25 protein-coding genes and 1 pseudogene are annotated in these 25,294 nt (G+C 68.1%); 9 read left to right on the top strand and 17 right to left on the bottom strand.

The genetic code is table 11. The features are described from left to right. Positions 1–94: 94 nt before the first annotated feature. The 4 genes from G341_RS0103265 to G341_RS0103250 are packed head-to-tail and all read right to left on the bottom strand — an operon-like array spanning position 95 to position 4,313. Positions 95–880 (bottom strand): exodeoxyribonuclease III, encoded by a 786-nt coding sequence (locus G341_RS0103265; RefSeq protein ID WP_026303195.1) that lies wholly within the window; start codon positions 878–880, stop codon positions 95–97. A gap of 54 nt (positions 881–934) precedes the next feature. Then, positions 935–2,701 (bottom strand): ArnT family glycosyltransferase, encoded by a 1,767-nt coding sequence (locus G341_RS22875; protein ID WP_155826752.1) that lies wholly within the window; start codon positions 2,699–2,701, stop codon positions 935–937. Between the two features lie 58 nt (positions 2,702–2,759). Beyond that, complete coding sequence (locus G341_RS0103255) at positions 2,760–3,704, bottom strand: GNAT family N-acetyltransferase (RefSeq protein ID WP_018177674.1); 945 nt, start codon at positions 3,702–3,704, stop codon at positions 2,760–2,762. Positions 3,705–3,707: 3 nt separating this feature from the next. After that, positions 3,708–4,313 carry a peptide deformylase gene (locus tag G341_RS0103250; protein ID WP_018177673.1) on the bottom strand — a complete coding sequence of 202 codons (606 nt, stop codon included), beginning with the start codon at positions 4,311–4,313 and terminating at the stop codon, positions 3,708–3,710. Positions 4,314–4,453: 140 nt separating this feature from the next. On the opposite strand from G341_RS0103250, the gene napA reads away from it, so the two are divergent. The 4 genes from napA (at position 4,454) to G341_RS0103230 (ending at position 7,269) form a co-directional block, all read left to right on the top strand. Further along, on the top strand, positions 4,454–4,801 hold the full coding sequence (napA, locus tag G341_RS0103245) for a nucleoid-associated protein NapA (RefSeq protein WP_018177672.1): 348 nt from the start codon (positions 4,454–4,456) through the stop codon (positions 4,799–4,801). Between the two features lie 53 nt (positions 4,802–4,854). After that, positions 4,855–5,400, top strand: a complete 546-nt coding sequence (locus tag G341_RS0103240; RefSeq protein WP_155826751.1) for a LytR C-terminal domain-containing protein — start codon at positions 4,855–4,857, stop codon at positions 5,398–5,400. A 76-nt stretch (positions 5,401–5,476) separates the two neighbouring features. After that, positions 5,477–6,079, top strand: coding sequence for a superoxide dismutase family protein (locus G341_RS20840; RefSeq protein ID WP_081622401.1), 603 nt, complete (start codon positions 5,477–5,479; stop codon positions 6,077–6,079). Positions 6,080–6,114: 35 nt separating this feature from the next. Next, positions 6,115–7,269 carry a glutamate--cysteine ligase gene (locus tag G341_RS0103230; protein ID WP_018177669.1) on the top strand — a complete coding sequence of 385 codons (1,155 nt, stop codon included), beginning with the start codon at positions 6,115–6,117 and terminating at the stop codon, positions 7,267–7,269. A 30-nt stretch (positions 7,270–7,299) separates the two neighbouring features. On the opposite strand, the gene G341_RS0103225 is transcribed toward G341_RS0103230, so the two are convergent. Then, positions 7,300–8,220, bottom strand: coding sequence for a carboxymuconolactone decarboxylase family protein (locus tag G341_RS0103225; RefSeq protein WP_018177668.1), 921 nt, complete (start codon positions 8,218–8,220; stop codon positions 7,300–7,302). A gap of 255 nt (positions 8,221–8,475) precedes the next feature. Between G341_RS0103225 and G341_RS24115 the strand changes: the two genes are divergently transcribed. Both G341_RS24115 and G341_RS24110 read left to right on the top strand, forming a co-directional pair. After that, a complete protein-coding gene (locus G341_RS24115) occupies positions 8,476–9,522 on the top strand; it encodes an MBL fold metallo-hydrolase (RefSeq protein WP_245556899.1) in 1,047 nt (348 codons plus the stop codon). Position 9,523: 1 nt separating this feature from the next. After that, the gene (locus G341_RS24110) at positions 9,524–10,384 is read left to right on the top strand and encodes an alkyl sulfatase dimerization domain-containing protein (RefSeq protein WP_342664824.1); all 861 of its coding nucleotides are present in this window, start codon (positions 9,524–9,526) and stop codon (positions 10,382–10,384) included. A gap of 20 nt (positions 10,385–10,404) precedes the next feature. On the opposite strand, the gene mnhG is transcribed toward G341_RS24110, so the two are convergent. The 6 genes from mnhG to G341_RS0103190 form a co-directional block, all read right to left on the bottom strand. Then, positions 10,405–10,737, bottom strand: coding sequence for a monovalent cation/H(+) antiporter subunit G (gene mnhG, locus G341_RS0103215; protein ID WP_018177666.1), 333 nt, complete (start codon positions 10,735–10,737; stop codon positions 10,405–10,407). Next, a complete protein-coding gene (locus G341_RS20830) occupies positions 10,737–11,054 on the bottom strand; it encodes a monovalent cation/H+ antiporter complex subunit F (RefSeq protein WP_018177665.1) in 318 nt (105 codons plus the stop codon). Before G341_RS20830 ends, mnhG begins: the two co-directional genes overlap by 1 nt. A 79-nt stretch (positions 11,055–11,133) precedes the next feature. Continuing rightward, entirely contained in the window at positions 11,134–11,901 is a 768-nt protein-coding gene (locus tag G341_RS0103205; RefSeq protein ID WP_018177664.1) for a Na+/H+ antiporter subunit E, read from the bottom strand. Beyond that, the gene (locus G341_RS0103200) at positions 11,898–13,508 is read right to left on the bottom strand and encodes a Na+/H+ antiporter subunit D (protein ID WP_018177663.1); all 1,611 of its coding nucleotides are present in this window, start codon (positions 13,506–13,508) and stop codon (positions 11,898–11,900) included. The genes G341_RS0103205 and G341_RS0103200 overlap by 4 nt, the downstream gene beginning before the upstream one ends. After that, the gene (locus G341_RS0103195; RefSeq protein WP_018177662.1) at positions 13,505–14,101 is read right to left on the bottom strand and encodes a Na(+)/H(+) antiporter subunit C; all 597 of its coding nucleotides are present in this window, start codon (positions 14,099–14,101) and stop codon (positions 13,505–13,507) included. Before G341_RS0103195 ends, G341_RS0103200 begins: the two co-directional genes overlap by 4 nt. Then, positions 14,098–17,010, bottom strand: coding sequence for a Na+/H+ antiporter subunit A (locus G341_RS0103190; protein WP_043450458.1), 2,913 nt, complete (start codon positions 17,008–17,010; stop codon positions 14,098–14,100). Before G341_RS0103190 ends, G341_RS0103195 begins: the two co-directional genes overlap by 4 nt. 135 nt (positions 17,011–17,145) lie before the next feature. On the opposite strand from G341_RS0103190, the gene G341_RS20825 reads away from it, so the two are divergent. Both G341_RS20825 and G341_RS22870 read left to right on the top strand, forming a co-directional pair. Next, on the top strand, positions 17,146–17,571 hold the full coding sequence (locus tag G341_RS20825) for a hypothetical protein (protein WP_018177660.1): 426 nt from the start codon (positions 17,146–17,148) through the stop codon (positions 17,569–17,571). A 128-nt stretch (positions 17,572–17,699) separates the two neighbouring features. Then, positions 17,700–18,251, top strand: coding sequence for a RodZ family helix-turn-helix domain-containing protein (locus tag G341_RS22870; protein ID WP_018177659.1), 552 nt, complete (start codon positions 17,700–17,702; stop codon positions 18,249–18,251). 62 nt (positions 18,252–18,313) lie between these two features. On the opposite strand, the gene G341_RS0103175 is transcribed toward G341_RS22870, so the two are convergent. From G341_RS0103175 to G341_RS20815, 6 genes and pseudogenes are all read right to left on the bottom strand, one after another. Beyond that, positions 18,314–19,321 (bottom strand): CDP-alcohol phosphatidyltransferase family protein, encoded by a 1,008-nt coding sequence (locus G341_RS0103175; protein ID WP_018177658.1) that lies wholly within the window; start codon positions 19,319–19,321, stop codon positions 18,314–18,316. Then, a complete protein-coding gene (locus G341_RS0103170) occupies positions 19,318–20,019 on the bottom strand; it encodes a phosphatidylserine decarboxylase (RefSeq protein ID WP_026303192.1) in 702 nt (233 codons plus the stop codon). Before G341_RS0103170 ends, G341_RS0103175 begins: the two co-directional genes overlap by 4 nt. Before the next feature lie 96 nt (positions 20,020–20,115). After that, positions 20,116–21,330: a molybdopterin molybdotransferase MoeA gene (gene moeA / locus G341_RS0103165; protein ID WP_018177656.1), complete on the bottom strand. Its 1,215-nt coding sequence runs from the start codon at positions 21,328–21,330 to the stop codon at positions 20,116–20,118. A gap of 18 nt (positions 21,331–21,348) precedes the next feature. Beyond that, positions 21,349–22,707: a M20/M25/M40 family metallo-hydrolase gene (locus G341_RS0103160; protein ID WP_018177655.1), complete on the bottom strand. Its 1,359-nt coding sequence runs from the start codon at positions 22,705–22,707 to the stop codon at positions 21,349–21,351. A gap of 23 nt (positions 22,708–22,730) precedes the next feature. Continuing rightward, positions 22,731–23,189, bottom strand: coding sequence for an SRPBCC family protein (locus G341_RS0103155; protein ID WP_018177654.1), 459 nt, complete (start codon positions 23,187–23,189; stop codon positions 22,731–22,733). Between the two features lie 9 nt (positions 23,190–23,198). After that, positions 23,199–24,968: pseudogene (locus tag G341_RS20815) on the bottom strand (carboxyl transferase domain-containing protein); the annotation flags it as partial. A gap of 59 nt (positions 24,969–25,027) precedes the next feature. On the opposite strand from G341_RS20815, the gene G341_RS0103145 reads away from it, so the two are divergent. Then, positions 25,028–25,294 (top strand): IS5 family transposase (locus G341_RS0103145; protein ID WP_018177652.1); only part of this gene is annotated, 267 nt, incomplete at its 3' end.

Raw genomic sequence — 25,294 nt, 5'->3', positions numbered from 1 at the left:
CCGGCGGCGTTATGGCGAAGTCCCGCATACAAGCCCGGCATGGCGAGACTTCGCCAACCTTGCCGGATCGTCCATCTGATCGCCGTCTACGGCGCTACGGACCGATATCGATCACGACGGGGGCATGGTCGCTGGCGCCCTTGCCTTTTCGCTCCTCGCGATCGATATGCGCGCCGCTCACCCGCTCGGCGAGCGCGGGGGAGCAGAGCGTGAAATCGATCCGCATGCCCTCTTTGCGCGGGAAGCGCAGCTGGGTGTAGTCCCAGTAGGTGTAGACGCCCGGTCCCGGGGCGTGCGGGCGGACCACGTCGGCATAGCCGGCATCGAGGAAATCGGTGAAGGCGGCGCGCTCGGGCGCCGAGATATGCGACTTGTCGGCGTAGTAATCGACGCTCCAGACGTCGTCGTCGGTCGGCGCGATGTTCCAGTCGCCGGCCAACACGATCTGGGCGGACGGATCATCGGCGAGCCATTGTCGCGCATGGCCGTTGAGCGTCCCCAGCCAGTCGAGCTTGTAGCTCATGTGCGGATCGTCGAGCCCGCGGCCGTTCGGCACGTACAGACTCCAGACCCGGACCCCGCCGCAGATCGCCGAGATCGCGCGGGCCTCGACGGCGTCGTTCCACCGCGGTTGATCGGGGAAGCCGGTCTGCAGATCCTCGATCCCCACGCGAGAGACGATCGCGACTCCGTTCCACTGGTTGTAGCCGATCCGCTCGACGTCGTAACCTGCTGCGGCGAACCCCATTTCGGGGAATTGGTCGACGGAGCACTTGGTCTCCTGGATGGCGAGCACATCGACATCGGCGCGCTCGAGCCAGTCGACCACGCGTTCGGCGCGGGCTCGGATGGAGTTGACGTTCCAGGTCGCGATTCGCACGCAGCCACCGTAGTGGACGTCCGCGTCCAACCGGTGGCTGCCCCGATCCGGTCCTCAGCGCACTCGGGCTGAGGCGCTCGTGCACACATGGATCGAGACCCAGGTGGCGGTGGACGGCTCGGGTCGACAGGCCCGGTCGATCCACAGCATGCGCGGATCGGTGGTGTTCTTGAGGCCGACCACGAAGTGGAACTCTCCTTGGGCCACGGCTCTTCTCAGTTGATCCATCGTCGGCGAGGCCCCGCGCCCGTCGTAACCGCCGATCGGATAGACCTCGGCATCGGTATTGATCGCGAACACCGACCCGAGCGCGGCCGACTGGCTGGCCATCAAATAGGGCGCCCCACGCTGTGCCCTGCGCAATGCCGGAATCGACTTCGCTGCGTCGGTCACCGAGGTTCGGAAGGTCCACGTCAATTCACGGCGCAGCTGCTGCGATTCCAGCGGGATGTCGGTCGCGCCCTCGTCGCGGACGGGGAGTGTTGCCGCGGCGACGGTCGACGGCATCATCGCGACCGCGAGCATGGCGACCACCACCGGGGTCGCGCGGCGCCACCGCAGCACGATCAGCCCGAGCGCGACGATCGCCGCCAGGCTGAGCACGGTCAGGGCGACAGGGGTCCAGGTCGGACCCGAGTACGCCAGCCAGGTTCCGTATCCGGCCGTCACGATCACAGCGACGGCGGCGATCGCGAACGGTCGACCCATCGGCATCTGCCATAGCTGGACTGCGCCGAGCGCGACGATGCCGGCGACGGGCGGCGCCAGCGCCACAACGTAGTACGGATTGATCTCGGTCAGGAAGCTGAAGGCGAAGAAGTAGATCAGTAGCCAGGACAACAGCATGAGGTAGCCGGCGCGCAACGGATCGTGCGGCGGTCTGCCGCGTCGGGCGGCGACACCGGCGACCGCGACGAGTACGCAGAGGGGCAGCAGCCAGGCGCCTTCCCGGCCCATGCCGTCGTGCAGCAACCGGCCGAGTCCTGGCGCGCCGGCCGGAACGTTGAGCGGAAGGCCCTGTTGCTGGAGGAGGTGATTCGGTGTGTCGTGACCCGTTCGGCTGAATCCGTTGTAGGAGAAGGTCTGTGACAGCACGGAGTTGTCACTCGTACCGTCCACGTGCGGTCGGTGCGCAGCCGGGAACAGCCCTACGACCACCGGCCAGATCAGTGAGACCACCGCCGTCACGGCGCCCGCGGCCGCCAGATCGGCGATCTTGACACGCCAGCCGCGTTCGGAGCGGAGCATGTAACCGAGCGCCAGCGCGGGCAGGACCAGCCAGGCCGCCAGCATCTTGACCTCGAACGCCAGTCCCACGAGGACTGCCGCCGTCAGCAGGCGCATGCGCATCCCCTCCGCCGCGGCGGTGACTTCGCCGAGCGCGAGGATCAGCAGCAGGATCATCAGCATGTCGGGAATGTTGCCGCGGCCCAATGCGATCAGCACCGGCATCAGCGCGAGAGTCACGGCGGCGACTGCGCCTGCCGCCGGACCTGCCATCCGGCGGATCGGAAAATAGATGGCGATGACCGCGGCGACCGCTGCCAGCGCATTCGGCAGCACGATCGCCCAGGTGTGGGTACCGAAGATCGCGCAGCAGATGGCCGACGGCCACACTCCACCCGGCAGCTTGTCGATGGAGACCGTCGCATTCCAGTCGGCCGCGGCGAAGAAGAAGTTGTGCCAATTGCGAGCCATCGAGTGTGCCGCAGCGGCGTAGTAGGGCTCGACCGGGGCGCGGTTGATATGCCAGAAAACAGCTATCCCGGACACGACTGCCGCAACGCCGACTACTGCCGGCGCCGACCCGAGTCGTCTCACGGAGAGATCCTTTCACGTCGTGAGACCGGCGCGCCAGCCATTCAGGCGCTGCCGACGGCTACAGCCGGCGGTAGCCGAAGCGGTGATGCAGGCCGTAGCCGAGGCCGCGGTACCAGTCGCGCTGCGTCGTCTTCTTGCCGTCGAGCTGGATGTAGGCGTGCTCGGCGCCCTGCTCACGGGCCCAGGCGGTCAGCGCGGACACGATGGCGCGGCCGGCTCCGGTGCCGCGGGCATGTTCATCGGTCCACAGCGAGGTGATGCCGAACCACGGTCGGCCGTGGGCGTCCTCCGTGATCGTGCCGCGGCCGATCGAATCCCCGAGGGCGGCGAAACATGCTGTGCCGATGACCGATTCGACCTCGTCCTGCGCCGCAGCGAGAGACGATTCGCCGGGCCGCGCCCGCAGTTGCGCGGTGAGCCAGCGCTCGTCGGGTTGCGCGGAGATGGTCACCTCGGTGTGATCGTGGCCCGATGTCAGCTCGTCGATCGACGCGGTGAGCATTTCCGAGACCGCGGCACCGGTGACCGGCAGCAGGCGCTCGACCTCGATCAACCACGGCGGCAGATCACGCTCGGCGTACCAGGAGCGGATGGCCGCGACGGAGGAATCATCAAGGCGCGCCTCGGATCCCACCGGCACAGCCGAGCTGCCGCGGACGGTGAATCCGGAGCTGGCCCGCAGCATCCAACCGTCGGCGATCTCGTGTTCGCGCCCGGGCCAGCCGCGCGCGGCGGCCAGTTCGACCGAGCGGATATCCGAGTTGCGCACCGTTCGCGTGGACAGCGTGCGCACCGACACGATGAACTCGGTGGGCACGACGACCTCGTCGTCGCCGCGCTGCACGGTGAGTGCGGCATCGGTGGATGCGATCAGTCGACCGGTGATGTCGGACAGCGTCGCCGCCGGATCCCTTGTGCGGTCGCTGATGTGGGCGGTGTGCTCGTTGAGCGCGAAGCGCACCACGACCCGATCGCCGCGCGTCGGCGGCAGCTGTGACGCCATGTCTCAGTGATCGATCTCCAAGTGCCCGAACGGATCCGCCACGCTGCCGGGCAACCAGCTCAGGCCAGGCACGCCCCATCCGTTCTTCTTGATCGCCTTCTTGGCGGCGCGCGCATTGCGGCCGACCAGCACGTCGACATACAAGAAGCCATCCAGATGGCCGGTCTCGTGCTGCAGCATCCGGGCGAAGAAACCGTTGCCGGAGATGTCGACCGGAGTGCCATTGCGATCGACGCCGGTCACCCGGGCCCAGGTGGCGCGGCCGGTGGCGAACTGCTCGCCGGGCACCGACAGGCAGCCCTCATCGTTGTCGTCGGGGTCGGGCATCGTCTCCGGAATCTCGGAGGTCTCGAGTACCGGGTTGATCACCTCGCCGCGACGCTTTTCGCCCAGCGCGTCGTCCGGGCAGTCGTAGACGAAGAAGCGGCGGCCGACCCCGACCTGATTCGCGGCGAGCCCGACACCGTGTGCGGCGTCCATCGTTTCGTACATGTCGTCCAGCAGCGCGACGACATCGGCGGGCGGCTTGCCGTCGGCGTCGAGCGCGACCGGTTCGGTGGGCTGATGCAGGACCGGTTCGCCGACGATGCAAATCGGGAGAATTGCCATGCGGCACAGATTACTCGGCACGTCTCGCCGAAGATTCTTCGTCTGCGTGGTTAGATGCTTAAGAACCACACTGTTGTAATTCGGGTGCAACATAGTTGGTCGGGAGACAGTATTCACGGACCGAAGTCATAGGGAGCGAGATGGACGGCGCAGCTGCGCGTAGCCAGAAGCAAACCGGGCAGACGGCCGACGGGGCCGGAAGCGGGGAGCTTGGACTTCATGAGAAGGGTGCCGACGGTCTGACCCGCCGCGAGCACGATGTGCTGTCGTTCGAGCGCCAGTGGTGGAAGTACGCGGGCGCCAAAGAAGAAGCCATCAAAGAGCTCTTCGACATGTCCGCGACCCGCTATTACCAGGTGCTGAACGCGTTGGTGGATCGTCCCGAAGCGCTGGCCGCCGACCCGATGCTGGTCAAGCGCCTGCGGCGACTGCGCGCCAGCCGGCAGAAGGCACGCGCGGCCCGCCGGCTCGGGTTCGAGGTCACCTAGATCGACGTGCATGCGATCCGGCCGCAGACCCGTGGGGCCGTAAGGTGGGCACGGTGAGCGACCAACCATCCGGACGCGGTCGGCCGACCAGGCGCCGCGCCTCCGTCAAATCCGAGGCCGCCCAGCGCGAACCGAACCGGTTGCCGCTGCGGGCGGGAGCGATGCTGCTGCTCGCGGTGGCAGTCGTCTGTATCGGGCTGGGCTGGCATTCCGCGGCCAGCAAGGACTCCAACCCGGTGACCACGGCCTCGACCGACACGCTGACCACCGCTCCGTCGACCACGGCCCCGGCCACCACCACGACCTCGGCGGCTGCTGCGAACCGTCCGGCGGTGTGCGTGTTCAACGCGGGGACGGTCAAGGGCCTGGCCCGCAAGGTCGCCGATGAGCTGGAGGCCGGCGGCTGGAAGATCCAGGAAGTCAGCAATCTGCAGACCAGTTCGATCACGGACAACACGGTGTTCTACAACCGGAAGCAGACGCAGTACATCGACGATCTGGTGAGTACGGTGACGGCGTCCAAGCAGGAAATGGACGAGCGCACCGCGACGCTGTCCAGCTGTCCGGATACCGCGATCGCGCTAGTCGTAGTGCAGTAGTCGAGTCGATCGGGGGCACCGATATGATTCGTCCGAACCGAACTCCCTAGTAGTGGACCAGGCAGGAGAGCAGCCCATGAAGGTGGCAACAAACCGGAACGGTCGTCGAGTTGTGGCTCTGGCCGCATCGCTGGGCGCCGCCGCGCTGATCGTTGCGGGCTGCTCCAATGGCGAGGAATCCACCAGCAACCCGGGCACGCAGCCGTCCGTGGTGACCGGCAACCCGGCTCCGCCCGGCGCGCACAGCGCGGGCAGCGAAGAGGAGTCCGACACGCCTTCGGCGACCTCGGTGTCGGCCGAGCTGAAGACCACCGACGGCACCAAGGCCGGAACGGCCGTCTTCGCCGCCGACGGCTCCGACGTGAAGATCACCGTCACGGTCGACGACAAGTCACTGACCCCCGGCTTCCATGCCGAGCACATCCACCAGGTGGGCAAGTGCGAGGGCGACTTCACTTCTGCCGGAGGCCATTTCCAGGTCGAGGGCCACACCGGAATGCCCGAGAGCGGCATCCTGGTGCCGATCTTCGTGGACGCGAACGGCAAGGGCCAGACCGTCACCACGACGGACGCCTTCACCGTTGATCAGATCAACGGCAAGTCGATCATGATCCACGCCGGCGACGGCATGCCCGGCAGTTCGGAGGCGCGCGTCGCCTGCGGCGTCATCGGCGACTGATACCGCCAACGGCTGCCGGCAAGAGCGAGCCGACCGTGTTCGGGGGCGAGCCGCCCAACAGGTACCCCATCGACTTCGTCGCGTCCGCCGGCCCCTCACTCGGTGTCGAGTGGGAACTGGCGTTGGTGGACAAGCAGACTCGTGACCTGTCGAACTCGGCTGCCGAATTCTTCGCGCACGTCGATCCCGCGGACCGGCATCGCGTGCACAAAGAGCTGCTGCGCAACACCATCGAGCTGGTCACTGGCATCTGCCAGACGACCGGGGAGGCGATGGCCGATCTCGCCGACGCCCTGACACTGGTGCGCGGCATCGGTGATGAGATCGGGGTCGACCTGTTCGGTGCGGGGACGCATCCGTTCGCGCAGTGGTCCGCCCAGCGGCTGACCGAAGGCCATCGGTACGAAGAACTGATGGAACGCACCCAGTGGTGGGGCCGGCAGATGCTGATCTGGGGCGTGCACGTGCACGTCGGAATCACCCACCGGGACAAGGTGTTCCCGATCCTGACGGCGCTGCTCACGTACTACCCGCATCTGCTGGCGTTGTCGGCGTCGTCGCCGATGTGGTCCGGGCAGGACACCGGGTATGCGAGCAACCGGGCGATGATGTTCCAGCAGCTGCCGACGGCCGGGCTGCCCTTCCAGTTCGAGCGATGGTCGGAGTTCGAGGCGTTCGCCGGTGATCAGTTCAAGACCGGAATCATCGACCAGCTCAACGAGATCCGCTGGGATGTGCGTCCCGCGCCGCAGCACGGCACCATCGAGGTACGTATCTGCGACGGGGTGTCGAACCTGACCGAGTTGTCGGCGCTGGTGGCGCTGACGCACTGCCTGGTCGTCGATCTGGATCGGCGGCTCGAGGCCGGCGAGCAGTTGCCGCATCTCGCACCCTGGCTGGTGCAGGAGAACAAGTGGCGAGCGGCGCGATACGGCCTGGACGCCATCATCATTCAGGACTCGGCCGCCAACGAGAGGCTGGTCACCGACGATCTCGCGGACATCCTGGAGCGGCTGGCGCCGATCGCCGTCGAGCTCGGCTGCGTCGACGAGCTGGCCCGGGTGGCCGACATCCCGCGCCGCGGCGCGTCATATCAGCGGCAGCGCAAGGTGTTTGCGAGCACGGGGTCGGCGAAGGATGTCGTCGCCGCGCTGGTCGCCGAACTGGGCTCGACGGCCGGATTGGGCTGAACGGCCCGGGCTGGGTGAAGCGGCTCGGGCTCAGCGATAGCCGGCGGGCTGCTCGAGCCCGAATTCGACCTCGCCCTCGGGGCTGACGTCGTAGATCTCGACTCCGGATTGCACGTTCGCGCCGTCGGTGCCGGTCGAGACCGCCACCTTGTTGCAGGCGTTGCGCATCAGATCGAGGGTCAGCTCGACCACCTCGGCGGGCGAGAAGTGCTGCCGCAGTTCGGCAGCCGTCGCCTCGGAGATGTGCGCCGGCTCCCAGACGAGCGCATCGGCGTAGGCCAGCGCCGCCTTGTGGCGGGCCGACAGATCGCTGTTGCGGTAGTCGTCGACCTTGTCGAACTCGTCCTCGGATGCCCCGGCCTGCAGCGCGGTGCGGTTGCGCAGCGACTTGCACAACCGGCAATTGTGCTGGCGCGCTTGCCGGATGCGGACCAGCTCGGTGGTCACCGGGTCGAGCTCATGCAGCTGCGCGGTGGCCACCATGAACTTGTTGATCAGCGGCCAGGTCTTGGACTCGTCGTCGCGCCGATCGGCCGGCGCGGGCCACGCGGCTGACTGCCCGAACACTGTGTCCAGGCCGGCCCGGACACGCGGGATCCAGTCCGCGAAGTAGAGCACCGGCACCAGTGCGCCGACCCGATCGCCGAGTGCGTCGGCCAGGTCGCCGCGCTGGGTGTCGTCGATGGCCGACACGTCCACGCTGAACTGTTCGGCGAAGTCCGCGACGACGCGGGTGGTCGGGTCATCAGCGGTCGGCCGCCCGGCCCCGGGCAGCGCCGGCAGCGACAGCGTGTCCGCACTGACGGTTCGGACGAGGGCGGTCAGGTCGTGCTCGCCGAAGTCGGGACGGAGCCCGGCCAGCCGGTCCAGCGCCGCGGCCGGTTCGGGTGCGTATCGGAGCAGCGCCTGTGCCCCGTTGTCGGTGGACCAAGCGGGATCCGTGGTGCTCATGACTACCTCCGAGTGACATCGATCGCCTGTCCGGAGTGTGGCACGTGCCGATGGGTCAGGGAAGGAGTTGTTTCGCTGAGCTGAACACGTTGTCGCGCAGGTGCCATCGTGCCGGCGGGGGCCCACCGTCGTCGATGGCCGGGACCGACGGCCGGTGTCACCCGCTCAGGATGATCTTGTGGCGAGAGGTTCAGGTCCCCGGGTATCGCGTCGTAGTGTGCGAATCAGCTGGTCCGACAAGCTAAAGGGGATGTCGTGGCAGACCAAGGGAAGCCGGCGACCTCGTTCACCGCGCAGGTGAACAAGGAAGCGCTCACTCGATACGCGATGACCGACCGAGAAGACTTTCACGACATCGACCGTGGCTTCCTCGCCGGCTTCCCGCCCGTGGTGAAGAACGACGCCGGCGACGTCGTCATCGACGGCCCGGCCATGGACTGGATCACCGATGAGACACCCTGCCCGGACGAGGTCAATCCGAGTCTGTGGCGCCAGTCCCAATTGATCAAGCGGGCAGGGCTTTTCAAAGTCGTCGACGGCCTGTACCAGATCCGACTGAGCGCGAACATCACGATCGTGGATGCGCCGGACGGGCTGGTCTTCATCGACTGCGGCCTGAGCACCGTGCACGCGAAGGAAGGGCTCGCGCTCTTTCGGAAGGAGACCGGCAACGACAAGCCGGTTGCGGCGGTGATCTACACGCACACCCACTTCGATCACTACGGCGGGGTCAAAGGTCTCGTCGATGAGGCGGACGTGAAATCAGGGAAGATTCCGATCGTCGCCCCGGGCACGATCGAGTCCTTCGATACGCATGCCATCGGCGAGAACGTGATCACCGGGAACGCGATGTCGCGACGAATGGGCTACACGTTCGGACTGATGCTGCCGCGCTGCGAATGCGGTCTGATCAGCGGTGGCATCGGTGCCAACAACGACGGGATGAATCCCAGTTTCAGCTACATCTCGCCGACGGATCCGATCACCAAGACCGGTGAAAAGCGCACCCTCGGTGGTTGGGAGTTCGAGTTCCTCTACGCCCCGGACACCGAAGCGCCGGAGGAGATGCATATCTGGATTCCGGCGATCAGCGCGCTGACCTGCGCCGAGAACGCGAATCACACGATGCACAACATCCAGACCATCCGGGGTGCGCGCACCCGGGGACGCTCGCAATTTCGCTCGCTACCTGGACGAGACGCTCGTGCGCTGGGGCGATCAGGCGGAGGTTCATTTCGGACCGCACACCTGGCCGGTCTGGGGCAACGAGACGGTGAAGGCGTTCCTGGCGAATCAGCGTGACATGTACAAATTCATTCACGATCAGGCGTTGCGGCTGGCGAATCAGGGCCTCACTCCGCTGGAGGCCGCGGAGATCGTCGAGATGCCGAATGCCTTCGGACAGAAGTGGTACAACCGCTACTACCACGGCGGACTGCACCACAACATCCGCGCGGTCTTCCACAAGGAGCTCGGCTTCTGGGATGGTGACCCCGCCACGATCCTGCCGCTGCTCCCGGCCGACCACGCCAAGCGGCACACCGACCTGATCGGCCGCGACAAGATCCTCGCCACCGGGCGCCAGGCCATCGATGACGGTGATTATCGATGGGCGATCCAGGTCCTGCACCATCTCGTGTTCGCCGATCCGGACGACTCCGAAGCCAAGGAGCTGCAGGCCGATGCCTATGAGCAGCTCGGCTATCAGCAGGAGAACACCCAGTACCGGGCGATCTTCCTGACCGCGGCACTGGAACTGCGAGAGGGGATCGCCACCGAAGGTTCCGTCACGACGGCGAGCGAGGACACGATCCTCGCGATGCCGATCGGGCTGATGTTCGACTTCGCCGGCGTCCGCCTCAACGGGCAGAAGGCGACCGGCACCGACCTGCGGATCAACTTCTCGTTCACCGATGTGGGCGAGGACTGGACGATGTGGGTCCGCCATGGCGTGCTCAATGCGCGACCCGCACATGAAGACGGTGCGGGCCTGACGATCTCCGGGCCCAAGATCGCCCTCGCCGGGGTGCTGCTTCAGCCGGCACAGGCGGAGGGAATCGTCGCCAAGTACGGTCTGCCGACCACCGGGGATCTCGGCCTGCTGCAGGAGTTCGCAAGTGTCCTCGATGAATTCGACACGAGCTTCGACATCGTGACGTCCTGAGCCTGCGACGGCGCGACGACTCAGTCGGTGTCGGGCTTCTCGAGGTCGTCGTCGCCGATCAGGGAATCGAGGTGGCGCTGCTCCTGATACGCGACCCGGCCCAGCCGATGGCCGACCACCGGGGCGGTGATGAAGGCGAAGAGCGCGGTGAGCACGAGCATGCCGACGTCGATGTTGTCGTTGAGTTCGATGATGGCGCCGACCATCACCAGCACCAGGCCAAGGGTCTGCGGTTTGGTGGTCGCGTGCATGCGCGTCAGGGTGTCGGGGAAGCGCAGCAGGCCGATTGCGGCCGTGAACGCGAGCCCGGAGCCGGTCAGGATGAAGGCGGCGACGAAGATGTCCTTGACCATCAGAACTCCTCGGGCCGCGTCGGATCGGCGTCGTGGCCGGGAGTGGTGATCGGGCCGTTGTCGTCGTCGCGGACGCGGAAGCGCGCCACGGCGAGGGACCCGACGAAGCCGACCAGCGCCAGCGCCACGATCACGGGAACGACGGTGGTGTCATGGCTGTACGCGGCCCAGACACCCAGGCCGCACATCGAGGTCGCCACCATCGCGTCGACCGAGATCAGTCGGTCAAGGGTGTTGGGGCCCATCAGCAGTCGCGCGAGACAGATCAGGGCGGCGGCGCACAGCAGGGCCGAGGCGATGATCCACACGGTGTTCATGGGACCCTCCACGCGGTGTTCTGGAGGGCCTCGCGGGTGGCGGTTCCTGGTACCGCATTCCGGGTACGTTCCATCGGAGCTAGTTCACCGTCCCCTCGCGTCGCAGCTCGTACTCTTCGTCGATGCCGTGGTACGGGCTGGCATGCCATTCACTCTCCCGCTCGAAGGCGCGGTTGAACAGGCGCTCGATCGTGGCCATCTGCTTGTAGAAGCTGCTCACCGAGCGTTCCGAGCTGACATCGACCAGGTGCACGTAGACCACCCGGCGCTCGTGATCGAAGTCGACGACGATCGTGCCCGGCACCAGGTTGAGATAGTCGATCGCGAAGGTGAGCGACAGATCGCTCTTGAGCGCCAGGCGGGCCCGCAGCACGGCCGTCATCGGCGGTCGGGCCGGCCGAATCGCCAACCACGCCACCTGAATGCTCGACCGGAACAGGTCGATCACCAGCCGGGCGGTCAGGTTCAGCAGCGGCAGCAGGTGCACCCGGCCCTCGACCGGGACCCGCGGCAGCGGCAGCAGGGTGACGACCAGGATCCCGATGACGATCCCGGCGCAGATGTTGCCCCAGGTGATGTTGCCCCAGAGCAGCACCCACACAAAGGTCAGCCAGGTGATGTTCCACAGCCGCATCGCGACCTCGCGGCCGTCCCTGCCCAGCCACTTGCGCAGCCAGCGCGGCAGTTTCAGATGGAACCGCAGCCATACGATCAATCGGGTGAAGTACCACGCCCAGGTGATGAAGCCGTAGCGCCAGATCGCATGCAGGACACTGCCGACGGTGCGTCGGCGGGTGGGGCGATCGTCGGGGTTCTCGGGGGTTCCCGGGCCGTTGTCGGTCGTCACCGGTCACCTCCCAACACGGCGTGCAGGTAGACCGAGCTGTCGGTGAGATCGGCGGCGGCCGAGTCGGTGTAGCGGAAGATCGGTCCGGCCCAGATGGTCAGGGCCAGCCCGGCCGCGACCATCAGCGCGGTCGGCAGCACCATCGCCACCGGCATCCGGCCGACGTCGGCGCGCTCGTCGAACTGCACGTCGTCGTCGGTCACATCGAGCAGCACCGCCGGACCCGAATCGGCGAGCTCGCCCTCGGGAGCATCGGCACGCGGGCGCCAGAACGCCTTGGTCCATACGCGCGCCATCACATAGAGGGTGAGCAGGCTGGTGATCACGGACCCGGCGACCAGGATCCACGACAGCACCGACCCGTCGATGACGCCGGCCTGGATGAGTGCGACCTTGCCGAGGAAGCCCGAGAATGGCGGGATGCCACCGAGATTCAGCGCCGGGATCAGGAAGAGGCCGGCCAGCAGGGGACTTGCGGCGGCCAGTCCGCCGAGACGGCGCAGCGAGGCCGACCCGGCCTGCCGCTCGATGAGTCCGACCACCAGGAACAGGGTGGTCTGCACCAGAATGTGGTGCGCCACATAGAAGATCGCAGCGGACAGGCCGATCTTCGACGACAGCGAGATCCCGAAGATCATGTAGCCGATGTGGCTCACCAGAGTGAACGACAGCAGACGTTTGATGTCCGATTGGGCGATCGCGCCCAGGATGCCGACGAGCATCGTCAACAGCCCGGCCACCATCAGGATGTTGTCCATCTGGCCGCCCGGGAACAGCAGCGTGTGCGCCCGGATGATCGCGTACACACCGACTTTCGTCAGCAAACCGGCGAAGACGGCGGTGACCGGCGCGGGGGCGGTCGGGTAGGAGTCGGGCAGCCAGGTCGACAGTGGGAAGACGGCGGCCTTGATGCCGAAGGCGACGAGCAGCACGGCGTACAGGGCGCCGCGGGTGCCCGACGGCACGTCCTGCAGCCGGATCGCCATCTCTGCCAGATTCAGGGTGCCGGTCGCGGCGTACGCAAAGGCGATGCCCGCCAGGAAGATCAGCGACGACACCATCGACACCATCACGTACGAGACGCCGGCGCGCACGCGGTCGCGACTGGCACCGATGGTCAGCAGCACGAAGCTGGCGGCCAGCAGCACCTCGAACGACACGTACAGGTTGAACAGGTCGCCGGCGATGAAGGCGTTGCAGACTCCGACGCACAGGATCAGGTAGGTGGGCAGGAAGATCGACACCGGCTGACCCTCGGTGCCGTCGCGGATGCCCTGGCCGACGGCGTAGAAGACGACGCACAACAGCACGGCCGTCGACACCACCAGCATCAGCGCCGACAGCTGGTCGGCGACCAGCGTGATGCCGAGCGGTCCGTCGTTGCCGCCCTTGGCGTCCCAGCCGCCGACATGCAGCGCGTAGGTGCCATAGCGATTGGTCAGATAGAGCAGCAGACACGACGCCACGAACGCCGTCGCCATCGCGGTCAGCGTCACGATGCGCTGGAACCGGGGATGCCGGCCCATGGCGAGCGCCATGGCGGCCGCCGCCATCGGGACCAGCACCGGCAGGACCATCACCGGTCCGAACCATCCGCGATCGATCATCGGTCCGCCCCGTCCGTCGAGGCGTCGGCGCGCGAGGGCAGGTCGGGATCGTCCGGGTCGATCTCGGCCGCGTCCGGCTCGTCGCCGATGATGTCCATCTCGTGCAGCTCGTGCAGGTGCTGGATCTCCGCCGGCGACAACGGCTTTCCGGAGGCGTCGAACGCGTCGCCCTGCGCGGTGTCCGACAGCGTGACCGGGTCGTCGCTGCGGTCGCGGTCGGGGGCGTTCGACAGCGACTGCTCGGTGATCTTCACGTCCTCGGGATCGTCGGCGACCTCGTCCTCGCGGTTGAGGACGAAGGATCGGTAGGCCAGCGCCAGAATGAACGCGGCGACACCCATCGAGATGACGATCGCCGTCAGCACCATGCCCTGGGCCAGCGGGTCGGCGTCGTGTTTTCGACCGGCGGACGTGCGGTAGAAGATCGGCGGATTGCCGGTGCCGCCGCTGATCACCAGGATCATCAGGTTGATGGCGTTGCCCACCAGCAGCATGCCCAGCAGCATCCGGATCAGGCTGCGTTCGAGCAGCAGATAGACGCCGCAGGCGGCGGTGATGCCCACGACGACGAGCAGTCCGAGATTGACGGTCATCGGGAGCCTCCCGACGCCGAGGTCCGGGACGGGGTCACGGCCGACGGCACGGCATCGAGTCGCGCGCCCAGGCTGCGCAGGACATCGAGCACCAGGCCGACGACGATGAGGTAGACGCCGAGGTCGAAGAACAGGGCGGTCACCATTTTCACGTCACCGAAGATCGGCAGATGGAATTTGAGGACCGCCGACGACAGCGCGGGCGCGCCGAGGAACAGCGAGGTGATGGCGGTCCCCGTCGTCAATGCCAGGCCGGCGCCGAGGATGCGGCCGGCATCGATCGGCAGCGCCTCGCCGAGTTCGTAGCGACCGCCGGCCAGGTAGCGCAGGACCAGCGCCAGGCCCATCGTCAGACCGCCGGCGAATCCGCCGCCCGGAGCGTTGTGGCCCGCGTAGAAGAAGTAGACCGAGAGCACCACCATCGTCGGGAAGACCAGCCGTGTGGTGACCTCCAGGACCATCGAGCGATGCCGCGGATCGCGGTATGAGCTGCCCGCCAACCAGGTCGGGCGGTCGGGCAGATCGTCGATGTCGTCGAACGGCAGCGACGTGCCGGGCCTGGTCCGATCGCCCGCGGCCTGCGCATCCGACACCCGCGGCGCGGCGCCGAACCGGCGATTGCGGAACACCATGGAGGCGACGCCGGTCGCGGCGACCAGCAGCACCGACACCTCGCCCATCGTGTCCCAGGCGCGGATGTCCACCAGCAGAACGTTGACCGCATTCGAGCCGTTGCCGAAATGCAGTGCGGCCGAGGGGAGTTCGACATGCAGCGGCTCGGAGCTGCGGGCCGCCGCGGCGAACAGGCCGATACCGACGAGCAGCATGCCGAACGCTACGCCGATCAGAGCGCGGGCCGGCCGGAAGCCGGTGCGATGCCGCGTCTCGGCCTCGGCCGGCAGCTTGCGCAGCACCAGGACGAAGATGACCAGCATCAGGGTTTCGACCAGCACCTGGGTCAGCGCGAGATCCGGTGCGCCGTACAGGCCGAAGATCACGGCCGAGCCATAGCCGGTGATGCCGACGACCAGGGTGGCGGCCAACCGGTTGCGCAGCACCGTGGCCGCCGCCGCACCGCAGACGATCACGAACCCGATGACCAACTGAACGGCGTTGTCGAATCCGGTGATATGCAAGCGATTCCGGTTGCCGATCCACAGCAGCACGGTCGGCAGGATCACGACCGTGGCCATGATCGTCGCCTGCGTCTGCGGGAGCGAACCACGTTGGGTGGTCTGGGTCATCCGCAGCGAGACGATGTCGGCGGTGCGCAGGGCCGCGTCGTAGGCGCGTTCGGCGCTCAGTCGGGTGAACGCCTCGGGGAGCCGCGGCCCCCAGGTGCGCATGGCCAGGAAGACGCCGATGCCCGCGACGACAACGCCGACCGTGGCGCCCAGCGCCCAGGTGAAGCCGTGCCACAGAGCCAGATGCTCCAGCGGATGCGACCCGCTCGGCAGCGAGCGCGCGTACGGCTCGAGCAGGTCGCTGATGGGTCCGGCGCTGAAGGCCGCGACGATGCCGCCGACCGCGAGCACGGCGGGCGCGAACTGGAAGGCCGCACTCGGCCGGTCCATCGCGGCGACGGCGGAGCTGGGCGTCTGCCGCAGCTTGCGGCCGAACGCGCCCCACAGGAATCGGATCGTGTACGCAAAGGTCAGGACCGAGCCGACGACGATCGCGACCGTGACGGTGATCGACTGCCACTCGGTGAGCCGATCGGTGAGGGGCAGCGCGGTGAATGCCGCCTCCTTGCCGACGAATCCGATCGTCGGAATGACGCCGGCCATCGAGAGGGCGGCCAGCGCGGCGATCGTGGCCAGCACCGGCGCGGCGGCGCCGAGGCGGGCGAGCCGCCGGATGTCGCGGGTACCGGTCGCGTGGTCGATGATGCCGACGACCATGAACAGGGCGGCCTTGAACATCGCGTGCGCCACGAGCATGTCCATGCCGGCCAAGGCCACGGCCTGATCGCCCACGCCGACCAGCACCATGAGGAAGCCGAGCTGCGAGACGGTGCCGTAGGCCAGGATCAGCTTCAGGTCGCTCTGCCGCAGCGATCGCCACCCGCCGAGCAGCATCGTCACGCAGCCGAGGCCGATCACGGCGACCTGCCAGGCGATCAGCCCCGCGAACGCCGGAGCCAACAGCGCCACCAGGAAGATGCCGGCCTTCACCATCGCCGCGGCGTGCAGGTAGGCGCTGACCGGCGTGGGTGCGGCCATCGCGCCTGGCAGCCAGAAATGCATCGGGACGATCGCCGACTTGCTCAGCGCGCCGACCAGGATCAGCACCACCGCCACGGTGATCGCGGTGCCGTGCGGCGGGTTGGCCAGCACGTCCGAGAAGCGGTAGCTGCCCGTGCGCTCGCCGAGCAGGATCAGGCCGACCAGCATTGCCAGGCCGCCCGCCGTCGTCACGAGCAGGGCCTGGGTGGCGGCGCGGCGGCTGGTCGCGCGGAACGAGTAGAAGCCGACGAGCAGGAACGACAGCACGGTCGTGGCTTCCCAGAAGGTGAACGCCACCAGCATGTTGTCGGAGATGACCAGCCCGAACATCGCAGTCGCGAAGGCCACCAGCTCGCCGCCGAAGCCGGCGATGCGGCGGCGCATGTGGTCGAAGTATTCGGCGCAGTAGCAGAGCACCAGCGCCCCGACCCCGAGGATCAGGACGGACATGATCGCCGACAGCGTGGTGAACCGCAGCTCGATGTCCATGTGCAGTTCGGGCAGCCAGGTCACGGTCTCGGTGCGGACGTTGTGTCCCGAGGAGTCCGGCCAATGCGTCGCCACCCAGATCAGGGCGCCGAGCGGGGCCAGCGCCAGCACATAGAAGCCGCGGCGACCGAGATAAAGCAGGATGACCGGAGCCACCAGCGCGCTGATCGTCAGCGCAAGCAGGGTGGCTATCAAGGGCACCTCGTCTTCGAGCGGCGGGGTCTTCGAGCGGCGGGATTGTCTGACCAGTCGTTTATGGCCGGGCGCGACAATCCTATCCGGCCGCGCGTCCAGCGTCCGAATAGAGCAGGGCGTATTAGGCTGCAGGCGATGAATACCCGGGTTGCGGCATACCTGCGTCGGTCGGCGATCCTGTTGATCGCGCTCTGCGCGACGGTCGGGCTGGTCGCCGGATGCTCGAGCGATAAAGGCCGGTCGGGGCTGCCCAAGGGATTCCCGGAGAAGCAAGTCCCGTTGATCGACGGCAGCGTGCAGAACCTCGGTGGCGGCGACGGCAATTGGAACGTCATCATCGTGGCCAAGGCCACCGCCCCCAACGCGCCCGGACCGAAGCCGATCGACCAGGCGGTGACGATGTTGCTGGACGCCGGGTTCGAGAAGATCACCGACAAGCCGATGGCCGGGGGCGGCGAGGTGCTGTTCGCGACCAAGGACAAGGCCAAGTACACCGTCACGGTGGCGCCGGCGGTCGGCTCAGGCCCGTACAGCGTCAACTACCTGGTCACCAAGCAGTAATCGACACCTGCATCAGCAACTGACAGGTGATTCACAGCGTTGTCGACGTGCATTCTGTGAAATGACGGGAACCGTGGAAATACCGCAACAACGGTATTAACCGAGCATTCCCGAGGAAAGGCACGACCGTGGCATCCGACGCCAACACACCGGGGGACGACTCCTCCGCCGACACCCCGCAGCCGGCCCCCGCCGACCAGCCCACCGAGGCCGTCGCCGCGACGCCCGGCACCACACCGATCGAGTCGGCCCCGACTGTGCCGACTGCCCAGACTGACCCGAGCGCGCCGACTGGCCCGACCGCTCCGGTCGCCGCCGCTCCGGCCGGGCCCGGGTCCAGCGGCCCGAGCACCAAGACGAAATTGATCGCGGGCGCGGCCGGCGGGGCGATCGTCGTCGCCGGGGTGTTCTTCGGTCTCGGCTACTGGACCGGCGACGCCACCAACAGCGATCATCACGACAACCATCGGCGGATGTCGCATGAGTGGCGCCAGCACGATGGGTACGGCCCCGGTGGGCCGCGGATGTGGCAGCACCGCATGCGCGGCAACGAGGACATGCCGATGCCGCCGGGCATGCAGGCGCCCGGCAACGGACAACAGCAGAATCCGGGCAACGGGCAGCAGCAGCCGAATGGCAACGGAGCCAACGCGACTCCGACACCGACGCCGTCGGCGTAGTCGACGCAGAGAACAACAATCGGGCCTGACTCCGCGGAGTCAGGCCCGATTGTCGTCAGAGATTACGAGGCCTCGCCGTCGCTTTCGTGGGCGGCGTCGGCCAGTGCGATGCCGCGGCCCGGCCGCCGGAGTCCGAGTCGGGCGACCGAACGCTGCGGCCGCCTGGCGCGTCGCACCTCGCGGGTGGCCCGGCGTTCGGCGCGTCGCTCGCGCGGATGGCTGTCCCAGGTCTCCGGGCGTTGGCGCACCCAGCGCTGCGTGCGCCAGGCGAACGGGATATGCACCAGGTAGACCGCGATGGCGCCCATCATCAACACGTAGGGGAACGTCAGCAGCAGGGCCGCGGCACCGGCGAAGGCGATGAGCAGCAGCACCATCGCGTTCGGCGGGATCCGGTACGACTTCAGCGATGCGGTGGGGATGCGGCTCACGGCCAGGAAGGCGCTGAACAGCATCCAGCAGCCGACGGCACCCAGCGACGTCCACCAGCCGCGGCCGAACTCCTGCTCCAGCCCGATCGGCAGCAATGCAATCAGCGCGGCGGCCGGCGCGGGCACGCCGACGAAGTAGTCCTTGGTGTAGCCGGGCGCGTTGTCGTCGTCGATCAGGGTGTTGAACCGGGCCAGGCGCAGAACGATGGCGATGCAATAGATCAGCGCGAAGATCCAGCCCCGGTCGCCGTAGTGCAGGCTCACGGTGTACAGCGTCAGCGCCGGGGCGACGCCGAAGTTGATCGCGTCGGCGAGCGAATCCAGCTCGGCGCCGATCTTGGTCGTCGCGCCGAGTAGTCGGGCCACCCGGCCGTCCACTCCGTCCAGCAGCGCCGACGCCGCGATCATCGCGACGGCCAGATCGACCTTGCCGTCCATGCCGAACTTCACCGCCGACAGGCCGGCGCAGATCGCAAGGATCGTCAGCGACGAGGGGACCAGCAGCTTTGTATCCGCGACCCGGGCGCGGACCTGTGCGCGCGCCGCCTGACCCCGCGCCTGACTGCCGCTGCGCCCGGTGACCCGGGGGCGACGCAGGCGCGGTCGCGCTCGCGTTCGGATCCTGGTCGGTGTCTTCACGGCAGCGTGGCCACCACGGTCTCCGCGCCGATGGCGCGCTGGCCGACCGCGACGCACTGCTGCGATCCCGCAGGCAGATACACGTCGACGCGCGATCCGAAGCGGATGAGGCCGTAGGTGTCGCCGAGCGTCAGCTGATCGCCGACCTTGGCGTCGCAGACGATGCGACGGGCCACCAGGCCGGCGATCTGAACCACGCCGACCGCATGGCCGTCGGCCGTCCGGATGCGCATCGAGGTGCGCTCGTTGTCGGTGCTGGCCTCGGGCAGATCGGCGGAGAGGAACTTGCCCGGCGAGTGCTGGACGACCTCGACGGTGCCCGCGACCGGTACGCGCTGCACGTGAACGTCGAACACCGACAGGAAGGTGGAGATGCGCGGCAGCGGCTCGCTGCCCAGCCCGAGCTCGGCGGGCGGCACGGCGGTGTCGACGAGCGTGACCTCGCCATCGGCCGGGGCCACCACGGCACCGGGTTGGGTCGGCGGAACCCGCGACGGGTGCCGGAAGAATGCGGCCGAGGCGAGCGCGAGGGCGCCCGCGGGGGTGCGCAGCCACCGGCGGCGTCGCGCCAGCACTGCGACCGCGGCGGGTACCGCGACGAACGGCACGCCGGCGGGATGAAGCGGCGGAACGGTGTGTTTCACCAGGTCGACGAGGTGGGCGACGGGTCCGTCGGGAGAGTCGGGGCGGCGGGCCACGGAGTGCCTTTCCATTCAGCGGATAAGAGACAGCACATTCTCTCAGCTGCGTGGCCGGTTACAAACCCCAGTGGGGACAAATACTCCGTTCGGCGGTTAGTCGATGAGGAGCGCGGAAACCAAGGTGCCGGAGTCGACCGACTCGACGTCGGCGGGGATGTCGAGCAGGGCATTCGCGGACGCCAGGAAGCGCAGATGATGCGACGACGGCGGGCCGATCGGCCGGACCACCCAGGAGGCGCCGTCCATGGTCAGGATGCCGCGGCGGAACTGGCGCTTGCCTGCGGTCGACCGCACCGACTCGGTGATGCGGGCGGCGACCCGGGTGCGCTCGGCGGGCAGTCCCATCGCCCGGCGCAGCGGCGGCCGCACGAAGACCTCGAACGAGACCTGCGCGCTGACCGGGTTGCCGGGCACGGTGACGATGGGTACCACTCGGCCGCCGTGTGAGCGGAATCGTCCGGCCCCCTGCGGCATCCCCGGCTGCATCGCCACCTTCACGAACTCGACGTCCTGGTCGGCGAGGGCCTCCTTGACCACCTCGTAGGCGCCGGCGCTGACCCCGCCGGAGGTCAGGATGAGGTCCACCCGGTCGGCGGCGTTGTCGACGAATTCGCTGATGCGGTCCAGGAACTCGGAGGTGTCGTCGGGCACGAAATGGATGCGATGGGCGGTGGCGCCGGCGGCGGTGAGCGCCGCGGCCAGCATCGGCCCGTTGGATTCGTAGATCTGGCCGTACTGCAGCGCGCGACCGGGCTCGACGAGTTCGGAGCCGGTGGAGACGACGAGCACATTGAGCCGCCGGGTGACGGTCACCGTCGGAAGGCCCAGTGCGGCAATCAGTCCCAGTTGCGCCGGACCGATCAGCTGGCCGGTGGGCAGGGCGGTGTCGCCGACCGTGATGTCGGAGCCGGCCCGGCGGATGTTGGCGTCGGGGGCGGGGATCTGGTGGATCGTCACCCGGTCGGTGCCGCCGTCGGTCTGCTCGACGGGCACGACCGCGTCCGCTCCCGCGGGCAGCGGGGCACCCGTCATGATGCGATGGGCGGTGCCGGGCTCCAGGGTCAGCCGATCGGTACGTCCGGCCGGAATGTCTTCGGTCACCGGAAGACTCGTGGGGACGTCCGCGATGTCGGCGACCCGGATCGCGTAGCCGTCCATCGCCGAATTGTCGAAGCCCGGCAGCCGGGCCGGCGCCGATACGCGGCTGGCGAGCACCCGGCCCAGGGCCCGCTCGACGGTGACCATGTCGCTCGACGGTCGGGGAAACAGGTCCGCGACGATCATCTGGTGCGCCTCGACGCTACGCATCGCTCACAGTTCCTTTCATCAAACAGGCCTTTCCTCGAGCAGGCCGTTCGTCAGGAAGCGGGCCTCGGCCAGGGCGATCCGGTGGATCTCGGCGGGATCGACGCTCTCGTCCACCGCATGGATTCTGCACAGCGGTTCCTCGACTCCGAGTAGTGCGATCTCGGCAGCCGGGAAGGTTTCCTGCAGCACGGTGCACAGCGGAATCGAGCCGCCCTGCCCGGAATGCACCACGGGGGCGTCGTAGGCGGCCTCCAGGGCCGCCGTCAGCGCGCGGTATCCGGGACCGGAGGTGTTGGCGGAGAAGGGTTTTCCGATGGCGCCGGGTTCGATGATGACCTGCGCGTGCCACGGGATGTGCGCGCGCAGATGCGCGGCGAGCAGGCGCTGGGCCTCGTCGGCGTCCTGACCGGGCGGGACGCGCAGGTTCAGCATCGCCGACGCGCGCGGCACGATCGCGTTGGCGGCCTGGGCGGTCGGCGGGGCGTCGATGCCGATCACCGTGGCGGCGGGCTGCGCCCAGACCCGGTCGGCCGGCACGCCGAGTACATCGACGCCGTCGCGGGTGGTGGAATCGGCGCGGAACTGGTCGACGGAATAGGTCGCGCCCGACCAGCTCTGGTCGGCGGTGAGTCCGTCGATGGTGGTCTCGCCGTCGGGTCCGCGCAGCGAGGCCAGCCCGGCGATCAGGGCGGCCAGGGCATCGGCCGCGGCGCCGCCGAACTGTCCCGAATGCACCTCGGCGTCAAGGGTTTCCACCGAGACCTTGAGGTTGGCGACCCCGCGCAGGCTGGTGGTGAGCGTCGGGACGCCGGCCGCGACATTCCCGGTGTCGCCGATCAGGATGATGTCGGCGGCGAACAGGTCGGGCCGGGTCTGCACCAGGTGGTCCAGGCCTTCGCCGCCGGCCTCCTCCGAACCCTCGATGACGATCCGCAGCCCGAACGGAACCGCGTCCAGGTCGACCGCCCGCAGCGCCGCCAGATGCGCCACGAGATTGCCCTTGCAGTCGGCACTGCCCCGGCCATACCAGCGCGTCGGCTGACCGGGGCGACCGTCGCGTTCGGTGAGGATGAACGGATCCGACCCCCACTGCTCGATCGGGCCGGCCGGCTGCACGTCGTGGTGCGAGTAGAGCAGTACCGTGGGCGCGCCGTCTGGACCCGGCCGGTGGCCCGTGACGGCGAAGCTGCCGTCGACGGTTTCGTGGATCTCGGTGGGGATGCCTTCGGCGGCAAAGGCTTTCGCTACCCATTCGGCACTCGCGCGGCAGGCATCGCGGCGATCCGGGTCGAGATGGATCGACGGATACGACACCAGTTCGGCGAGGTCGGCCCGGACCCGGGCCATGTCGATGCGTGCTGCCGGATCGCCGCTCATGATCCCAGCCTGCCAGGGGCGGGTCAGCCGCGCTCGGCGGCGGCCTTGATGCCCTGCAGCGTCTGTCGGATGCCGGCGCGCAGGTCGTCCTCGAAGCTGTCGTTGCCGCCGAGCATCTTGTCGACCAGGAAGGCGGAGATCGGCGTGGTCTTGCCGTCCTTGGCGACGCGGCGTTCGGTCAGCTTCGTGCCGGTTGCGGTCGGCTCGAGGTGATAGCTCCAGACCGTGCCGTTGTCGAGCACCTTGAAGGCGATCTCCTTGTTGGCCTCGAGCTGGATCACCTTGGAGCGCGTGGGCCACACCTTCCAGCCGGCGCGGTTCACGTTGACCGTCGTCGCGCCCAGCCGGATGGGGCCGCGCACGAAGACCTTGCGGGCCTGCGGGCTCCAGTCGCCCATGCGCTGCAGGTCGGACACCAGTGCCCAGACCGTCTCCGGGGTGGCGTCGATATCGATGGAATCTTCGATCAGCGGGGTTGCCATGAGGGCTCCTTAGCAGTGGTGGTTGAGCGCTGCAGTGATCGTTGCACGCGTGGTCGCCGGATCGATCACCGCATCGATCTCGAAGACGCTGGCGATGTTGAGGGCCTTACCCTGCTCGTAGGCCGCGGCGACCAGGTTCTGGTAGGCCTGCTCGCGTTCGGCGGGGTCGGCGATCGCGTCCAGTTCCTTGCGGAAGCCCAGCCGCACCGCGCCCTCGAGCCCCATGCCGCCGAACTCGCCGGTCGGCCAGGACAGCGTGGCGATCGGCGCGTGCATGTCGCCGCCGGCCATCGCCATCGCGCCGAGCCCGTAGGCCTTGCGGAGCACCACCAGCACCATCGGCACCGAGAGGGTGGCACCGGCTCGGAACATCGCGCCGAAGCGGCGCACGGTGGCGGTCTTCTCGGCATCCGGCCCGACCATGAAGCCGGGGGTGTCGCAGAGGCTGACCACCGGCAGGCGGTGCGCGTCGCACAGTGCGAGGAAGTCGGTCGCCTTGTCGGCCGCGTCGGCGTCGATGGCCCCGCCGAGATGCTGCGAGTTGTTGGCCAGCAGCCCGACCGCCGTGCCCTCGATGCGCGCCAGGGCGGTGATCACGCCGGCACCGAAGCCGCCCCGCAACTCAAGAACCGATCCCGGGTCGGCGAGCGTCTCGATGATCGGCCGCACGTCGTAGACGCGCAGCCGATTCTCCGGCACCAGATGCCGCAGCAGTCGTTGGTCGGCCGGGGGCTGCGCGGCAGCGACCGCCGGGTTGAAGAACGAAAGGTAGTGCCGCGCATCGTCGATCGCGGCGGCATCGTCGGCCGCCAGCCGCCCCAGGACGCCGTTGGCCCACTGCACGTCCATCGGCCCGACGTCCTGCGGGGCCACGGTCCCGAGGCCGCCGCCCTCGATCATCGCCGGGCCGCCCATGCCCAGGCTCGATCCCTCGGTCCCGATGATCACGTCACAGCTGCCCGCGAGCGCAGCGTTGCCGGCGAAGCAGTAGCCCGCGACGACCGCGACCGTCGGCACGGTGCCGGACAGCTTCGCCATCATCCGGAAGGACGTCACGGTGAGCAGTGCGACGGCCGAGGTGTCGGTGTCGCCGGGTCGTCCGCCGCCGCCCTCGGCGAACAGAACGAGGGGGAGTCGTTGCCGGGCAGCCAGTTCCAGCAGGCGATCGGTCTTCTGATGGTTGTGCAGGCCCTGGGTGCCGGCGAGCACCGTGTAGTCATAGGCCAGGACCGCCACCGGCAGGCCGTCGACCGTTCCGGTCCCGGTGAGCAACCCGTCGGCCGGTGTCTTGGCGATCAGATCGTCCACCTGGCGCCGCAGTCGCTGGGCCGCGATGGTGAGCCCGCCGTATTCGACGAAGCTGCCGTCGTCGAGCAGCCGATCGAGCGATTCGCGGATGGTCAGGCGGCCCTGCGCATGGCGCTTGGCGACCGCGTCGGGACGACCGGCGTCCAGGGTGCCGGCGATGCGGGCGAGGGCCTCGGCCAGCTCCGGCCGGATGCGGTCCAGGTCAGGTCCGGCGTCGGCGGCCGTGGCCGGTCCGGTGTCGGCGCGCGGGTCGATGTATACCAGCGGTTGCGAAACATCGACGGTGTCACCGATATTCACGGCGATCGCGGTGACGTGACCGGCGGACTCGGCCCGGACGATGTGCTCCATCTTCATCGACTCGACGACCGCGACCCCCGTGGTGGTGCTGACCGTGTCACCCACCTGTACCGGGATCGCGACGACGGTGCCGCGCAGCGGGCTGGTCGTGGCCGCTTCCGACGGATTCACGTGTGTCGGCTAGGGCGTGTCTCCTAATGATTGGGTGATCGGTCGCTGATGATCGGTGGATGAGTTCTAGGTGTGAGTCGCTCAGTGATGCGCAGTGGGAGCGGATCGAGCCGTTGTTGCCGTCAAACGTTGGGCGGCAAGGGCGTCCGTTCTGCAACAACCGGCAGGTTGTCGAAGCGATCATCTATCGATACCGGACCGGGATTCCGTGGCGTGACCTGCCGTCGGAGGTGTTCGGGCCATGGCAGACGGTGTGGAAACGGCACCGCCGTTACGCCGAGGACGGCACCTGGGACATCGTTCTTGCCGAGGTACTGGCCGATGCT

It is taken from the genome of Jongsikchunia kroppenstedtii DSM 45133 (assembly GCF_000380485.1).
GTDB classification, from domain to species: domain Bacteria; phylum Actinomycetota; class Actinomycetes; order Mycobacteriales; family Mycobacteriaceae; genus Jongsikchunia; species Jongsikchunia kroppenstedtii.
The sequence above is the reverse complement of the archived record's forward strand: the minus strand, read 5'-3'. Positions and strand labels throughout refer to the sequence as shown.

Bases quoted from the DNA above. Each gene is read 5' to 3' on its own strand.
- G341_RS0103255 (WP_018177674.1), bottom strand. From the start codon at position 3,704: ATGGCGTCACAGCTGCCGCCGACGCGCGGCGATCGGGTCGTGGTGCGC.
- G341_RS0103250 (WP_018177673.1), bottom strand. From the start codon at position 4,313: ATGGCAATTCTCCCGATTTGCATCGTCGGCGAACCGGTCCTGCATCAG.
- napA (WP_018177672.1), top strand. From the start codon at position 4,454: ATGGACGGCGCAGCTGCGCGTAGCCAGAAGCAAACCGGGCAGACGGCC.
- G341_RS20840 (WP_081622401.1), top strand. From the start codon at position 5,477: ATGAAGGTGGCAACAAACCGGAACGGTCGTCGAGTTGTGGCTCTGGCC.
- G341_RS0103225 (WP_018177668.1), bottom strand. From the start codon at position 8,220: ATGAGCACCACGGATCCCGCTTGGTCCACCGACAACGGGGCACAGGCG.
- G341_RS24110 (WP_342664824.1), top strand. From the start codon at position 9,524: ATGTACAAATTCATTCACGATCAGGCGTTGCGGCTGGCGAATCAGGGC.
- mnhG (WP_018177666.1), bottom strand. From the start codon at position 10,737: ATGGTCAAGGACATCTTCGTCGCCGCCTTCATCCTGACCGGCTCCGGG.
- G341_RS20830 (WP_018177665.1), bottom strand. From the start codon at position 11,054: ATGAACACCGTGTGGATCATCGCCTCGGCCCTGCTGTGCGCCGCCGCC.
- G341_RS0103200 (WP_018177663.1), bottom strand. From the start codon at position 13,508: ATGATCGATCGCGGATGGTTCGGACCGGTGATGGTCCTGCCGGTGCTG.
- G341_RS0103195 (WP_018177662.1), bottom strand. From the start codon at position 14,101: ATGACCGTCAATCTCGGACTGCTCGTCGTCGTGGGCATCACCGCCGCC.
- G341_RS20825 (WP_018177660.1), top strand. From the start codon at position 17,146: ATGAATACCCGGGTTGCGGCATACCTGCGTCGGTCGGCGATCCTGTTG.
- moeA (WP_018177656.1), bottom strand. From the start codon at position 21,330: ATGCGTAGCGTCGAGGCGCACCAGATGATCGTCGCGGACCTGTTTCCC.
- G341_RS0103160 (WP_018177655.1), bottom strand. From the start codon at position 22,707: ATGAGCGGCGATCCGGCAGCACGCATCGACATGGCCCGGGTCCGGGCC.
- G341_RS0103155 (WP_018177654.1), bottom strand. From the start codon at position 23,189: ATGGCAACCCCGCTGATCGAAGATTCCATCGATATCGACGCCACCCCG.